At 59.5% G+C, this 14782-nt stretch carries 10 protein-coding genes; 4 read left to right on the forward strand and 6 right to left on the reverse strand.

Features of this window, described 5'->3' with window-relative positions:
- Positions 1 to 77: 77 nt before the first annotated feature.
- The 3 genes from mapR to ACA079_RS14725 all read right to left on the reverse strand — a co-directional run bounded on the left by mapR (position 78) and on the right by ACA079_RS14725 (position 3488).
- Positions 78 to 1487: a GntR family transcriptional regulator MpaR gene (mapR, locus tag ACA079_RS14715; protein ID WP_033054711.1), complete on the reverse strand. Its 1410-nt coding sequence runs from the start codon at positions 1485 to 1487 to the stop codon at positions 78 to 80.
- Positions 1488 to 1628: 141 nt separating this feature from the next.
- Positions 1629 to 3059, reverse strand: coding sequence for a cytochrome c oxidase accessory protein CcoG (gene ccoG, locus ACA079_RS14720; protein ID WP_497704084.1), 1431 nt, complete (start codon positions 3057 to 3059; stop codon positions 1629 to 1631).
- A gap of 195 nt (positions 3060 to 3254) precedes the next feature.
- Positions 3255 to 3488, reverse strand: coding sequence for a DUF3203 family protein (locus ACA079_RS14725; protein WP_497704085.1), 234 nt, complete (start codon positions 3486 to 3488; stop codon positions 3255 to 3257).
- A 138-nt stretch (positions 3489 to 3626) separates the two neighbouring features.
- Here ACA079_RS14725 and ACA079_RS14730 point away from each other — a divergent pair, with 138 nt between their 5' ends.
- Complete coding sequence (locus ACA079_RS14730) at positions 3627 to 4133, forward strand: MgtC/SapB family protein (protein ID WP_497704086.1); 507 nt, start codon at positions 3627 to 3629, stop codon at positions 4131 to 4133.
- A gap of 7 nt (positions 4134 to 4140) precedes the next feature.
- Here ACA079_RS14730 and ACA079_RS14735 read toward each other — a convergent pair whose 3' ends face one another.
- Positions 4141 to 4308 (reverse strand): hypothetical protein, encoded by a 168-nt coding sequence (locus tag ACA079_RS14735; RefSeq protein ID WP_497704087.1) that lies wholly within the window; start codon positions 4306 to 4308, stop codon positions 4141 to 4143.
- 229 nt (positions 4309 to 4537) lie between these two features.
- Here ACA079_RS14735 and ACA079_RS14740 point away from each other — a divergent pair, with 229 nt between their 5' ends.
- The 3 genes from ACA079_RS14740 (at position 4538) to glgB (ending at position 12289) form a co-directional block, all read left to right on the forward strand.
- Positions 4538 to 6535 carry an alpha-1,4-glucan--maltose-1-phosphate maltosyltransferase gene (locus ACA079_RS14740; RefSeq protein ID WP_497704088.1) on the forward strand — a complete coding sequence of 666 codons (1998 nt, stop codon included), beginning with the start codon at positions 4538 to 4540 and terminating at the stop codon, positions 6533 to 6535.
- A 178-nt stretch (positions 6536 to 6713) separates the two neighbouring features.
- Positions 6714 to 10055: a maltose alpha-D-glucosyltransferase gene (treS, locus tag ACA079_RS14745; RefSeq protein ID WP_497704089.1), complete on the forward strand. Its 3342-nt coding sequence runs from the start codon at positions 6714 to 6716 to the stop codon at positions 10053 to 10055.
- Between the two features lie 2 nt (positions 10056 to 10057).
- On the forward strand, positions 10058 to 12289 hold the full coding sequence (glgB, locus tag ACA079_RS14750) for a 1,4-alpha-glucan branching protein GlgB (RefSeq protein WP_497704090.1): 2232 nt from the start codon (positions 10058 to 10060) through the stop codon (positions 12287 to 12289).
- Between the two features lie 87 nt (positions 12290 to 12376).
- Here glgB and ACA079_RS14755 read toward each other — a convergent pair whose 3' ends face one another.
- Both ACA079_RS14755 and ACA079_RS14760 read right to left on the reverse strand, forming a co-directional pair.
- Positions 12377 to 13450 (reverse strand): autotransporter domain-containing protein, encoded by a 1074-nt coding sequence (locus ACA079_RS14755; protein WP_497704091.1) that lies wholly within the window; start codon positions 13448 to 13450, stop codon positions 12377 to 12379.
- Positions 13451 to 13880: 430 nt separating this feature from the next.
- Positions 13881 to 14681, reverse strand: coding sequence for an endonuclease/exonuclease/phosphatase family protein (locus tag ACA079_RS14760; RefSeq protein WP_497704092.1), 801 nt, complete (start codon positions 14679 to 14681; stop codon positions 13881 to 13883).
- Positions 14682 to 14782 lie beyond the last annotated feature (101 nt).

Raw genomic sequence — 14782 nt, forward strand, 5'->3', positions numbered from 1 at the left:
CAATAATTGTGAACAACACCAATCCCTGTGGGAGCGAGCTTGCTCGCGATGGCTATAGCCCAGACAACATCAAACCTTCAAAACGACCGCACAATCCGCCCCAACGTCTCCATCGCTTTCTCGGCAGTCTCATCCCAAGGGCTGCCGTAATTCAGTCGGATACAATTCCTGAAGCGCTGGGTCGGTGAAAAAATCGGCCCGGGCGCAATGCTGATCCCTTGCGCCAGTGCCATCTGAAACAACTTCAGTGAATCCATCTGCGGTGGCAGCTCCAGCCACAGGAAGTAACCGCCGGCCGGTTGGCTGACGCGGGTCTGCGCCGGGAAGTAGCGCGCGATGGCGGCGAGCATGGCGCTTTGCTGTTCTTCCAGGGCGTAGCGCAGTTTTCGCAAGTGCCGGTCGTAGCCGCCGTGTTGCAGGTAATCGGCAATGGCTGCCTGGGCCGGCATCGATGCGCACAGCGACGTCATGAGTTTCAGCCGTTCGATCTTCTGCGCATAGCGCCCGGCGGCGACCCAACCGATGCGGTAGCCAGGGGCCAGGCTTTTGGCGAACGAACCGCAGTGCATCACCAGCCCTTCGGTATCAAAAGACTTGGCCGGTTTCGGCGCCTGTTGGCCGTAATAGAGTTCGGCGTAGACATCGTCCTCGATCAACGGCACCTGATGGCTGCGCAATAGCTCAACCAGTTCCTGTTTCTTCGCCTCGGGCATCGTCGCGCCCATCGGGTTCTGGAAACTGGTCATGCACCAGACAGCCTTGATCGGGTGCCGTGCCAGGGTTTGCGCGAGTACGCCAAGGTCGATGCCATCGCGCGGATGCACGGGGATTTCCACGGCTTTGAGCTTCAGCCGCTCGAGGATTTGCAGGCAGGCGTAGAACGCCGGGGCTTCGATGGCCACCAGATCGCCGGGCTCGGTGACCGCTTGCAGGCACAGGTTCAGCGCTTCCAGCGCGCCGTTGGTGATCAGCAGTTCTTCCATGGGCAGCATCAGCCCGCCGACCATGTAGCGCAGGGCGATTTGTCGACGCAGTTGCGGGTTGCCCGGCGACATGTCGGTGACGACCATGCGCGGGTCCATCTCGCGGGCGGCGCTGGCCAGGGAGCGGGACAGGCGCTGCAGCGGGAACAGGGTCGGGCTGGGGAAGGCCGAGCCGAAGGGCACGGTGTTCGGGTCCTTGATCGAGTCGAGGACCGAGAACACCAGTTCGCTGACGTCGACTTCGGTGGACTCGTTGACCTGACTGCTGATCACCGGCTCCGAGAACGGGCTCGGCGCGTGCGCATTGACGAAGTAGCCGGAACGCGGGCGAGCGCGGATCAGGCCGCGGCGTTCGAGCAGGTAGTAGGCCTGGAACACCGTGGACGGGCTGACCCCGTAAGTCTGGCTGGCGTAGCGCACCGACGGCACGCGCTGGCCGGGGCCGAGAACACCGGAGCGGATCAGTTCAGCGATGTCGTCGGCGAATTTTTCGTAGCGTTTCATCGAGTGCCCGATTGGTGTCATTCAGTAAAATCGAGGTGAATTCATCGCGAGCAAGCTCGCTCCCACATTGGTTTTGTGAACACCGGAGATCCAGTGTGGGAGCGAGCTTGCTCGCGATTGGCGCCACCGCAGTCTAAAGCCTCAACGATTCATCGGTGCAACAAACCGGCTCTTCGCCACGCTATAAATCTCTGGCTCATCACTGTCGACAATCTTGAAGCTGATCGTCTGCGAACTGCTGCTCGGCCGTTCCGTGGTCATCGCTACCGACACCGGCACATCCACAATCTCACCCGGTGCCAGGCTCAGTTCGGTTTTGCCTTGCAACTGGAAGCCTTCGCCATCGACCAGGGTCAGACGGTAATCCTGACGTTGCTGGGTCTTGTTGATGACTTTCAGGCTGTAGATGTTTTCGATCTGCCCCTGACTGTTCTCGCGGAACAGGCCACGGTCCTTGCTCACGTCCAGCGAGACCATCGGCCGCTCCACCAGCGCCAGGGCAAACGCACCGATCATCACCAGCAGGACCGCGGTGTAGCCGATCAAGCGCGGCCGCAACAAATGTGTCTTGCCGCCCTGCAATTGATGCTCCGAGGTGTAGCTGATCAGCCCGCGGGCGTAGCCCATTTTGTCCATGATCGAATCACAGGCGTCGATGCACGCGGCGCAACCGATGCATTCCATCTGCAGGCCGTCGCGGATGTCGATGCCGGTCGGGCAGACCTGCACGCACAACTGGCAGTCGATGCAATCACCGAGGCCGACTTCAGCCGGTGCCACGTCACGTTTGCGCGGGCCACGGTTTTCGCCACGGGCCACGTCGTAGGAGATGGTCAGGGTGTCTTTGTCGAACATCACACTCTGGAACCGCGCATACGGACACATGTGCATGCACACCGCTTCACGCAGCCAACCGGCGTTGATGTAGGTCGCGCCGGTAAAGAACAGCACCCAGAACAGGCTGACGCCGCCCATCTGCAAGGTCAGCAGTTCTTCGGCCAGCGGCCGGATCGGGGCGAAATAGCCGACAAAGGTCAGGCCGGTCAACAGGCTGATGGCCAGCCACAAGGTGTGCTTGGCCGAGCGGCGGATCAGTTTGTTCAGGCCCCAGGGTGCGGCTTGCAGTTTGATTCGCTGGTTGCGTTCGCCTTCGGTGATCTTCTCGCACCACATGAAGATCCAGGTCCAGGAGCTCTGTGGGCAGGTGTAACCGCACCAGACTCGTCCGGCAAACACGGTGATCGCAAACAGGCCGAACGCGGCAATGATCAGCAGCGCCGACAGCAGGATGAAATCCTGCGGCCAGAAGGTCGCGCCGAAGATGTGGAATTTGCTTTCGGAAAGGTCCCAGAGCACCGCCTGGCGGCCGCCCCAGTTCAACCACACCGTGCCAAAGAACAGCAAAAACAGAAACCCCGCGCCGCTCATGCGCAGGGTGCGGAATAAACCGGTGAAGCTACGGGTGTGGATCAGGTTGTCGCTGGTCTTGGCCTTCATCTTTGGACGCGAAGGCTCATAGCTTTGAACGGGCGAGGCACTTTCAACAATTCGGACGGGGATTCTATCGCTCATGGTCTTTCGCTCATCAGCCTCCATCAGGCATGAGCACTATGAGCGGCGATCTGTTTGCATAACAGACTCACCTATTGCAATAAAAAGCGGATCAGATGGACATTGATCCGCTGCCTGCGACAAGTTGATGCACCCGCTAAAGCGGGATGCAGACACCTATATCAAGCGTCTGCGGGTGTTGTTGATCCGGGTCAGTCAAATCACCGAATCACTGTCGGTGGCCTTCAAATGCCTACGCCCGTCGACTGCGCCTGCTACGGTCAATGCGTCGGCTTCTGCTTCGGTAATGTAAAAGCGCTGGCCATTGAGCTCCACCGCCGACATGGCTTTTTCCGAGTCGGTAATGATGGTGACGTCGGGACACAAACGAATTTCTTCGCCGTTCTCGGTAATGAAGAAGCAGGTCTGGTTTTCGATGCGCACAGTCATGGAGGCGTCCTTTTTTCTGCGGGTTAGTAAGGTGTTAGGGCACGGCCGAGGATCATCGTTCTGTGCAACTGATTAATGGTCGACGCGGTCCATCCTCAATAGAGCAACTTTCTATTCAGTCATCACAAGGACAACACCATGAACGCCTGGTGGCATGAGGTTTGGGTGACCCTGCAAGCGGAGTTCGCCGATGTTGGCGACGCTTCACAACTGACGCGCATTACCGTGCGCTTGCTGATGGCAGCGCTGTTGGGCGGGATTCTCGGCTTCGAACGCGAGCACAAGGGCAAGGCCGCCGGGGTCCGCACCCACATGCTGGTGGCCCTAGGCGCCGCGCTGTTCGTGCTGGTGCCGCAAATGTCCGGCTCGCAGGCCGATGCCATGAGCCGGGTGGTGCAGGGTGTGATCGCGGGGATCGGCTTTCTTGGCGCAGGGACTATTCTGAAAAACAACGAGGGCGACGAGGGGCACGTCAAAGGCCTGACCACCGCCGCCGGGTTGTGGATGACCGCCGCCATCGGCGTCTCGGCCGGGTTGGGGCGAGAGGCGACGGCGGTGCTCAGCACGTTGCTGGCGTTGGCTATTTTCAGTGTGATGCCCGTCGTTGTGCGGATGATCGACAAGGACAAGGATCAAAGTCCGTGAATGATCATTACTCGGGTGTGACAACCACCGGTGGCATGGTGTTCGGCGGTTCTTCCCGAGGTGGCGGTGTGGTACCGGGCGGGTCTTGCTCAGGCACAGGTTCAGGCTCGGTCGGCGGAATGGTCGGGCTGTCGATGTTTGGATCAGGCGTTTCGGCAGGGATCGGAATGCTCATGAATTTAGCCTCCAGTGGCACATGGCGTAAGTCGTGCTTAAGTGTGTTGACCACCGTGCAAAGGAATTGATTCCACCGAAGGCCCAGGCAAATCCTCGTGAACTTTACCGGTGCCTGTCGCTCGGAACCTAAGTGAGTTCATTCCGGGCCGGACGGTCCTGCGGAGTGAATATCCAGTGACAAGCCACAGACACAAGAGCGTCCATGGGGCGTAAAGGAGAGATGCTCGATGACTGCTGAAAAACCGACAGAGCTGAACTACAACCCTCATATGCCGCTGTCGCAGGCTTTACTGCTACCGCGCATCGCAATCGAAAACACCATGCCGACCCTCGATGGCGGGCAGTTCGCCGTCAAAGCCGTGGTGGGTCAGGACGTGGTGGTGACCAGCAAAGTGTTTGCCGACGGTCACGACAAATTGGCGGTGCGAGTGCGCTGGCATGCCGAGGGTGACGAGACCTGGCAAAGCGAAGTCATGGCCGACCTGGGCAATAACGGTTGGCAGGGCCAGTTCCGGGTCGCGCGCCAGGGGCGTTATGTGTTTTGCATCGAAGCCTGGATCGATCAGTTCGCCAGCTTCTGTTATGAGCTGGAGAAAAAACACGCCGCCAGGGTGCCGGTCAGCCTGGAGTTGCAGGAGGGGCGAACGCTGGTCCAGAAAGCCGCCGAACGCACCGAAGGGCAGCTGAGTGAACAACTGGCGGCGCTGCACCATGAATTGTCGGGTCTGCTCGAAATCGAGCAGGTCGAGTTGTTTTTGCACCAGCGTAGCGCCGAGCTGATGACACAGGCCGATCATCGTGCCTATTTGAGCATCAGCCCTGAGTACCCGCTCGACGTCGAACGGGAGCTGGCGCAGTTCGCCAGTTGGTATGAATTGTTTCCCCGTTCGATCACTGACGATCCGGCCCGTCACGGCACCTTCAACGATGTGCATTCGCGGCTGCCGATGATCCAGGACATGGGCTTCGATGTGCTGTACTTCCCGCCGATCCACCCGATCGGCCGCAGTTACCGCAAAGGTCCGAACAATTCCCTGACCGCCGGGCCGGACGATCCGGGCAGTCCGTATGCCATTGGCAGCGAAGAAGGCGGGCATGAAGCCATTCATTCGGAGCTGGGCACTCGCGAAGACTTCCGTCGGCTCGTTGCGGCGGCCGCAGACCATGGGCTGGAAATCGCCCTCGACTTCGCGATTCAGTGTTCCCAGGATCACCCGTGGCTGCAGCAGCATCCGGGCTGGTTCAACTGGCGTCCCGACGGCACGATCAAATACGCCGAGAACCCGCCGAAAAAATACCAGGACATCGTCAACGTCGATTTCTATGCCACCGATGCGATTCCGAGTCTGTGGGTCGAGTTGCGCGACATCGTGGTGGGTTGGGTCGAGGAGGGCGTGAAGCTGTTCCGCGTCGACAACCCTCACACCAAACCGCTGCCGTTCTGGCAATGGCTGATCGCTGATGTACGGGCGCTGTACCCCGAGGTGATCTTCCTGGCCGAAGCCTTCACCACCCCGGCGATGATGGCGCGGCTGGGCAAGGTCGGTTACTCCCAGAGCTACACCTACTTCACCTGGCGCAACAACAAGTCCGAGCTGGCCACCTATTTCACCGAACTCAATGAGTCACCGTGGCGCGAATGCTTCCGGCCGAACTTCTTCGTCAACACACCCGACATCAACCCGGCGTTTTTGCATGAGTCCGGGCGTGCCGGATTTCTGATCCGTGCGGCGCTGGCAACCATGGGCTCCGGTCTGTGGGGCATGTATTCAGGCTTCGAACTGTGTGAAGCGGCACCGGTGCCGGGCAAGGAGGAGTACCTCAATTCCGAGAAGTACGAAATCCGCCCACGGGACTTCAACGCCCCGGGCAACATCATTGCCGAGATCGCCCAGCTCAACCGCATCCGCCGGCAGAACCCGGCGCTGCAGACGCATCTGGGTTTGAAGGTCTACAACGCCTGGAACGACAACATTTTGTATTTCGGCAAACGCAGCGCGGATGGCAGCAATTTCATTCTGGTGGCTGTCAGCCTTGATCCGCTTAACGTCCAGGAAGCGAATTTCGAATTGCCGCTGTGGGAAATGGGCTTGCCCGACGACGCCAGCACCCAGGGCGAAGACTTGATGAGCGGTCATCGCTGGACCTGGCACGGCAAGTACCAATTCATGCGGATCGACCCGGCGGATCAACCGTTCGGGATCTGGCGAATCAGCACTTCCTGAGACTGCTTTTGTGGCGAGGGAGCTTGCTCCCGCTGGATCGCGCAGCGGCCCCAAGACAGTTTGTCAGTCACACCTCGCTAGCAGATTACGACTGCTTCGCAGCCGAGCGGGAGCAAGCTCCCTCGCCACAGATAGGCGTTCGGCTCAGCAGCTTTATCGAATTCAACAGGAGTTTCAAATGGCGAAGAAACCCAAGGCTGCCACCTTTATCAAGGACCCGCTCTGGTACAAGGATGCGGTCATCTACCAGGTTCACGTTAAGTCTTTTTTCGACTCCAACAACGACGGGATCGGCGACTTTCCCGGTCTTATCGCCAAACTCGATTACATTGCCGATCTGGGCGTCAACACCATCTGGCTGTTGCCGTTCTATCCCTCGCCTCGGCGCGATGACGGCTACGACATTGCCGAATACCGTGGCGTGCATCCCGACTACGGCACCATGGCCGATGCCAAGCGTTTCATCTCCGAGGCCCACAAACGTGGCCTGCGGGTGATTACCGAGCTCGTCATCAACCACACCTCGGACCAGCACGCCTGGTTCCAGCGCGCGCGCAAAGCCAAGAAAGGTTCGGCGGCGCGGGACTTTTACGTCTGGTCCGATGACGATCAGAAATACGACGGCACTCGCATCATCTTTCTCGACACCGAGAAGTCCAACTGGACCTGGGATCCGGTGGCCGGCCAGTACTTCTGGCACCGTTTCTATTCCCACCAGCCAGACCTGAATTTCGATAACCCGCAAGTCATGAAAGCCGTGCTGTCGGTGATGCGCTACTGGCTGGACATGGGCATCGACGGTCTGCGTCTGGACGCGATTCCGTACCTGATCGAGCGCGACGGCACCAACAACGAAAACCTGCCCGAGACCCATGACGTCCTCAAGCAGATCCGTGCCGAAATCGACGCCAATTACCCGGACCGCATGCTGCTGGCCGAGGCCAACCAATGGCCGGAAGACACGCAACTGTACTTCGGCGACACCGACGCCAAAGGCCTGAACGGCGACGAATGCCACATGGCGTTCCACTTCCCGCTGATGCCGCGCATGTACATGGCGCTGGCCCAGGAAGACCGTTTCCCGATCACCGACATTCTGCGTCAGACCCCGGAGATCCCGGCCAACTGTCAGTGGGCGATTTTCCTGCGCAACCACGATGAGCTGACCCTGGAAATGGTCACCGACAAGGAGCGCGATTACCTGTGGAATTACTACGCGGCCGACCGTCGGGCGCGGATCAACCTGGGCATTCGCCGCCGCTTGGCGCCGTTGATGGAGCGTGACCGTCGTCGTGTGGAGTTGCTCAACAGTTTGCTGCTGTCGATGCCCGGCACGCCGACCCTGTATTACGGCGACGAAATCGGCATGGGCGACAACATCTACCTCGGCGACCGTGACGGCGTGCGTACGCCGATGCAGTGGTCGATTGACCGTAACGGCGGTTTCTCCCGCGCCGACCCGGCCAGCCTGGTGCTGCCGCCGATCATGGACCCGCAATACGGTTACCTGTCGGTCAACGTCGAAACCCAGGCCGGTGACCCGCATTCGCTGCTGAACTGGACCCGGCGTATGCTCGCCGTGCGCAAGCAGTCCAAGGCCTTCGGTCGCGGCACGCTGAAAATGCTCTCGCCGAGCAACCGGCGGATCCTGGCCTATACCCGGGAATTCACCGGACCGGACGGCAAGCACGAAATCATCTTGTGCGTGGCCAACGTGTCCCGTAGCGCGCAAGCGGCGGAACTGGACCTGTCGGCCTACGTCGGCATGGTGCCGGTGGAGATGCTCGGCGGTAACGCCTTCCCGCCGATCGGCCAGTTGAATTTCCTGCTGACCCTGGCGCCATATGGCTTCTATTGGTTCGTATTGGCGGCGGAAAACCAGATGCCGAGCTGGCACGTGGAACCGGCGCAAAGCCTGCCGGACTTCACCACGCTGGTGCTGAAAAAACAAATGGAAGAACTGCTCGAAGCGCCGTCACGCGGCACGCTGGAGCAGGGCATCTTGCCGAGCTGGCTACAGAATCGCCGCTGGTTTGCCGGCAAGGACGCGGCCATCGAACAGGTCAACATCGCTTACGGCGTGCGCTTCGGCGATCCGCTGCATCCTGTGCTGTTGAGTGAAATCGACGTCACCAGTGGCGGCCAGACCAACCGCTATCAGTTGCCGTTCGGTTTTATCTCCGAAGATCAGGTCGGTGCCGCGTTGCCTCAGCAGCTGGCCTTGTCTCGGGTCCGGCGCGTGCGTCAGGTCGGTTTGATCACCGACGCCTTCAGCCTCGACACCTTTGTGCATGCGGTTTTGCAAGGCATGCAAAGTAATACCGTATTGCCATCCAGTGCGGGCGATATCTGCTTTGAGCCGACATGGGAACTGGCGAAACTCGGTCTGACCGGGGAATCGGAAGTGCGTTACCTGTCCGCTGAACAGTCCAACAGTTCGGTGGTGATCGGCAACAGCCTGGTGCTCAAACTGATCCGCAAGGTCGCGTCTGGCGTGCACCCGGAACTGGAAATGAGCGCGTTCCTGACTCACGCCGGTTTCCGCAATATCTCGCCGCTGCTGGGTTCGGTGGTTCGCCGCGATCCGGCGGGCGAGGACAATCTGCTGATGATTGCCCAGGGTTATTTGAGCAATCAGGGCGACGCCTGGGAATGGACCCAGAACAACCTCGAACGGGCGCTACGCGATGAGCTGGCCGACGCCATGTCCGAGCAGGAGCAACACTACAACGCCTTGGGCGAACTGAGAGACTTCGCCGGCATGCTCGGTCAGCGTCTCGGTGAAATGCATCAGCTGCTGGCGGCGCCCAGCGACAACCCGGACTTTGCCCCGCAGGTCACCACCCAGAAAGATGCCCTGGCCTCGGCCAAGGATGTGGCAGCGCAACTGGAGCACGCGCTGAAGTTGCTCAAACAGCATCAAAGCGAATTGAACCCGGCAGACAAAGCCTTGGTCACTCGTTTACAGGACAACAAAAAAGCCATCCTCAGCCATGTTCAGGAGCTGGGCAAAAAAGCCGTTGGTGGTCTGCGCATTCGCGTCCACGGCGACTTGCACCTGGGCCAGGTGCTGGTGATCAAGGGCGACGCTTACTTGATCGACTTCGAAGGCGAGCCGGCGCGACCGCTGCATGAGCGACGGGGCAAACACAGCCCGTACAAAGATGTCAGTGGCGTATTGCGTTCCTTTGACTACGCTGCGGCGATGGCGATCAATGTGCACAACGTCGACAACACGGCCGATGCCCAAGCCGCTCGTCAACGTGTCGCCGATCGCTATTTAAATGAAGCAAGACAAGCATTTGTCGACGCTTATCGGCTTTCGGCAGCTAGTCTTGCTCATGCATGGCAAGATCCGGAAGGCGAGGACGCCGCGTTGGCGTTATTCGGCCTGGAGAAGGCAGCGTATGAAGTGGCCTATGAGGCAGAAAATCGCCCCACATGGTTGCCCGTGCCGTTGCACGGTTTGTATGGGTTATTGAGTGGGCTTAAACCCTTTTCCGATCTTGGTGGAGAGTAGTCATGAGTTTCTCGAACAAGGAACAGGGTCACGCTAAAGAAGCGTTGCTGCCCAGATCGCGGGACATCGACGCATTGGTACGCGCCGAACATCACGACCCCTTTGCAATTCTCGGCCCCCACGGCGATGGTCATGGCGGGCAATTCATTCGGGCCTATTTGCCGGACGCCTTGAGCGTGCAGGTACTGGCCAAGGACACCGGGGAGGAACTCGGCAACCTTGAGGCCACCCAGACACCGGGCCTGTTCGTCGGGCACTTCGATCGGGCGCAGCCGTATCTGCTGCGAACCCGGTGGGCCGGCGGCGAACAGGTTTCCGAAGACCCTTACAGCTTTGGCCCGTTGCTCGGCGAGATGGACTTGTACCTGTTCGCCGAAGGCAATCACCGCGATCTCAGCGCTTGCCTGGGCGCGCAGCTGAGAACGGTCGACGGTGTCGATGGCGTGCGTTTCGCCGTGTGGGCACCGAACGCCAAAAGGGTGTCGGTGGTGGGTGACTTCAACAACTGGGACGGTCGCCGGCATCCGATGCGCCTGCGTCATCCGACCGGTGTATGGGAAATTTTCGTCCCGCGCATGCAAGCGGGGGAAACGTACAAATACGAAATCCTCGGCACCCACGGCATTCTGCCGCTCAAGGCCGACCCGATGGCGCTGGCCACCTCGCTGCCGCCGGACACCGCGTCAAAAGTCGCTTCGCCGCTGAGCATCGATTGGCAGGACCAGGAGTGGATGCAATCCCGGGGCGACCGTCATCGGCCGAGTGCGCCACTGTCGATCTACGAGCTGCATGCTGGCTCGTGGCAATGTGAGTTGGACGATCTGGGCGAAGTGGCGCGCCAGTACACTTGGCACGAGTTGGGCGAACGACTGATTCCGTATGTTAAGGAACTGGGTTTTACCCACATCGAGCTGATGCCGATCATGGAACACCCGTTCGGCGGTTCCTGGGGCTATCAGTTGCTGTCGCAATTCGCCCCGAGCGCCCGTTACGGTACGCCGGATGATTTCGCCGCGTTCGTCAATGCCTGCCACCAGGCCGACATCGGCGTAATCCTCGACTGGGTGCCAGCGCATTTTCCAACCGATACCCACGGCCTGGCGCAGTTCGACGGCACCGCGCTGTACGAATACGGCAACCCGCAGGAAGGCTTCCATCAGGATTGGGACACGCTGATCTACAACCTGGGTCGCACCGAAGTGCACGGCTACATGCTGGCCTCGGCGCTGCACTGGCTGAAACATTTCCACGTCGACGGCCTGCGTGTCGATGCCGTGGCTTCGATGCTGTATCGCGATTACTCGCGCAAAGCCGGCGAATGGGTGCCAAACCGTCACGGCGGTCGGGAAAACCTCGAAGCCATCGACTTCCTGCGCCATCTCAATGACGTGGTCAACCTCGAAGCCCCTGGCGCGCTGGTGATTGCCGAAGAATCCACCGCATGGCCGGGTGTCAGCCAGGGCACGCAACAGGGCGGACTGGGCTTCGACTACAAGTGGAACATGGGCTGGATGCACGATTCGCTGCATTACATCCAGCAGGACCCGGTGTACCGCGCCCATCACCACAACGAACTGAGTTTCGGCCTGGTGTATGCCTGGTCCGAGCGCTTTATCCTGCCGATCTCCCACGACGAGGTGGTACACGGCAAGCACTCGCTGATCGACAAGATGCCCGGCGACCGCTGGCAGAAATTCGCCAACCTGCGCGCCTACCTCAGTTTCATGTGGGCGCATCCGGGCAAGAAGCTGCTGTTCATGGGCTGCGAGTTTGGTCAGTGGCGTGAGTGGAACCACGATCAGCAACTCGACTGGTACTTGCTGCAGTACTCGGAACACAAAGGTGTGCAGAAACTCGTCGGCGATCTTAATCGGCTGTATCGCGAAGAGCCGGCGCTGCATGATCAGGACGACGCGCCGCAAGGCTTCCAGTGGTTGATTGGTGATGATGCAATCAACAGCGTCTACGCCTTCATGCGCTGGAGCAGGGATGGGCGGCCGGTGTTGGTGGTGGCTAACTTCACGCCGGTGCCGCGCGAGGGTTATCGCATCGGCGTACCGTTTGCCGGGCGCTGGACCGAGGTGATCAACAGCGATGCGGCCACTTACGCCGGTTCGAACTATGGCAACAGCGGCGGGGCGTTTACCGAGGATGAGCCGAGCCATGGCCAGGAACTTTCGTTGGTATTGAACCTGCCGCCGCTGGCGGTGTTGATGCTGCGTCCGGAGGGTTGACCGAAAAGATCGCAGGCTTCGCCAGCTCCTACAAGGTGTACGCCACCCAATGTAGGAGCTGCCGCAGGCTGCGATCTCTTGAACTTTTTACCAACGCATCCGCACACCCAAACTTCCAATCAACCCGTTCAAATCATTGTCATCCACAACACTGCTGTAGTCGGCGCTGACGTAAAAACTCACGGCGGGCGTCACTCTGGCCACCAACCCCAAACCCACTTCGACGGTCGATGAATAGCGGCTGCTGCTGATCTTCTCGACCTGATCGAGGTTCACAGTATTGCCGGTGTAAACCGTGTGCCACACGTTGGTTCGCACATAGGGTTCGACCCCCAGTCCGTTGATGTCGTAACTACCTTTCAACCGCGCACCGACCCGGCCGCTCCAGGACGTCAGATCACTGGACGAGGCATTGCCTGACCCGGCATACGGGGTGTCCAGGGTAATGCGTTGATTGATCAACTGCGCCTGGGGTTCGACTACCCAGTTATCGCTCAGACCAATGGGGAAACCACCTTCCACCGACAGCGTCACCGCGCTGCCCTCGGTCGCCAGTCGGGCGCCCTGGTCATTGCGGGTATAGCCGTTGACCCGGCCGCCGCTGGCCGTCAAATCCACGTGCCAGCCTTGGGGCCCGGTCAGGCTCCAGTAGGCGCCGAGGCTCTGGCCTTCGAGGTTGAGGGTATCGTGGCTGGGGTCAGCAAGGGCGCGACCGGTCAGCAGCCCATCGCTGTTACCTTGTAGCTGTGTCATGCCGCCGACCAGTCCGACCCGCTGGGTATGACCGCTACCGCTTTGCAGAGTCAGGATCGCCGGACCTTTGAATTCGCTACTGCCAGGGATAGCAAACCCCTGAGCCAGAACATCGGTTTGCGCCTGTCGCGAGGCCTGTCCATACACCTGATCCCAGGCCGAAGGCGCAGCGTCCTCGATGGTCAGGCGTGAACTTCGTGTATCGGAGGCGGCGCTGAAGCGGCCGGGGTAGGGGGTTGTGAAAGTGACGGCTGGCAAGGTCATGACTGGAACATCCTGACGGTACCAAGGCGTGGTTTCATCTTCTGCAGGCCCTGCCTGTACATCCATGGACGAGCACAGAAGGAGTGAACTCGAGACAGCGCAAAAAGTAACTTTGATCTCTTGTTGGGTGAATGAAGTTTTCATGGAGGTCTACCTTGCAATCGCATGCCGTAGCTCGCTCTGGCGTCTCTCTCCTACCCCGAATGAGGGGCGACCGAATGTAGTGGGGCAAGCCTCTGGCCGCCCGATTTTGCGGGAGTCTGGGGGGTTGCCCCGGGTGATATTTCCGGGGGTAGTAACGTGTAGCTAAGAAGACCGATGCCACTGCGTCAAGAAAATGAACGATGAGCGGTATGGCGAATTTGGCCGATGCAACTAATTGTTTTTTGGTGTTTATCTAAGTTCTTGTTTGTACGAAAAATCATCGCGAAACCCGCGAATCAGAGGCGTTCGTCAGCCGACAGTCGGTCTTCCAGCCGCTTCTGTTCAACCAGTTGCTGACTGATTCTCGCTGTTTATTACTGTCAATAATGAGGCTGAAACCGAACATTCGTTTCAGCTCGTGGTTGAACCGCTACAGATGCACTTCCACCGCCAACGGCAAATGATCCGACAAATGCGTCCAGGGCTTGTGCCCCAGTATTCGCGGCTCATGACTGCTGGCATTGCGCAGATAAATCCGATCCAGGCGCAGCAGTGGAAAGCGTGCCGGATAGGTTTTTGCAGGGCGACCGTGGTGACGCTCGAAGGCTTCATGCAGGTAGTCGCGTCGGGCGAGGGCGGTGTTGCCTTGCAGCTGCCAGTCGTTGAAGTCGCCGGCGATAATCACCGGCGCATCGTCGGGCAAGGATTCGAGCAATTGGCAGAGTAGCTGGAGCTGCAGCTGGCGATGGCTTTCCAGCAGACTCAAGTGAACGCAGATCGCATGGACTTCAGTGTGCCCCGGCACATCCAGAACGCAATGCAGCAGGCCGCGGCGTTCGGGGCCGGTGATCGAGACGTCGAGGTTGCGGTGTTCACGGATCGGGTACTTCGATAACAGGGCATTGCCGTGGTGACCGTTGGGGTAGACCGCGTTGCGACCGTAGGCGAAGTCGCTCCACATGCTGTCGGCCAGGAACTCGTATTGTGAGGTCTGCGGCCAATCGTTGTAGCGAGTGGAATGGCGGTCGTGTTCACCGACGACTTCTTGCAGGAACACCAGGTCCGCCGATGTACTGCGTACCGCTTCACGCAGTTCCGGGAGAATGAAACGTCGGTTGAGTGCGGTAAAACCCTTGTGGGTGTTGACCGTCAGCACTCTCAGACGATGAATCGCCAGAGGTGTGTTCAATGGAGATGATCCGACGGTCTGCCACTTGGAATCACTGGTCACGTTCACTCCTCTGAATCAGGACTGGTTATGTATGCGACCGATGCAGCGGCGGGCAGTTCAGTGGGATTTGCGGTAGGTCTTTGTAAAGCAAAAGATCGCAG

The sequence above is a fragment of the Pseudomonas sp. LBUM1645 genome, from assembly GCF_059716185.1.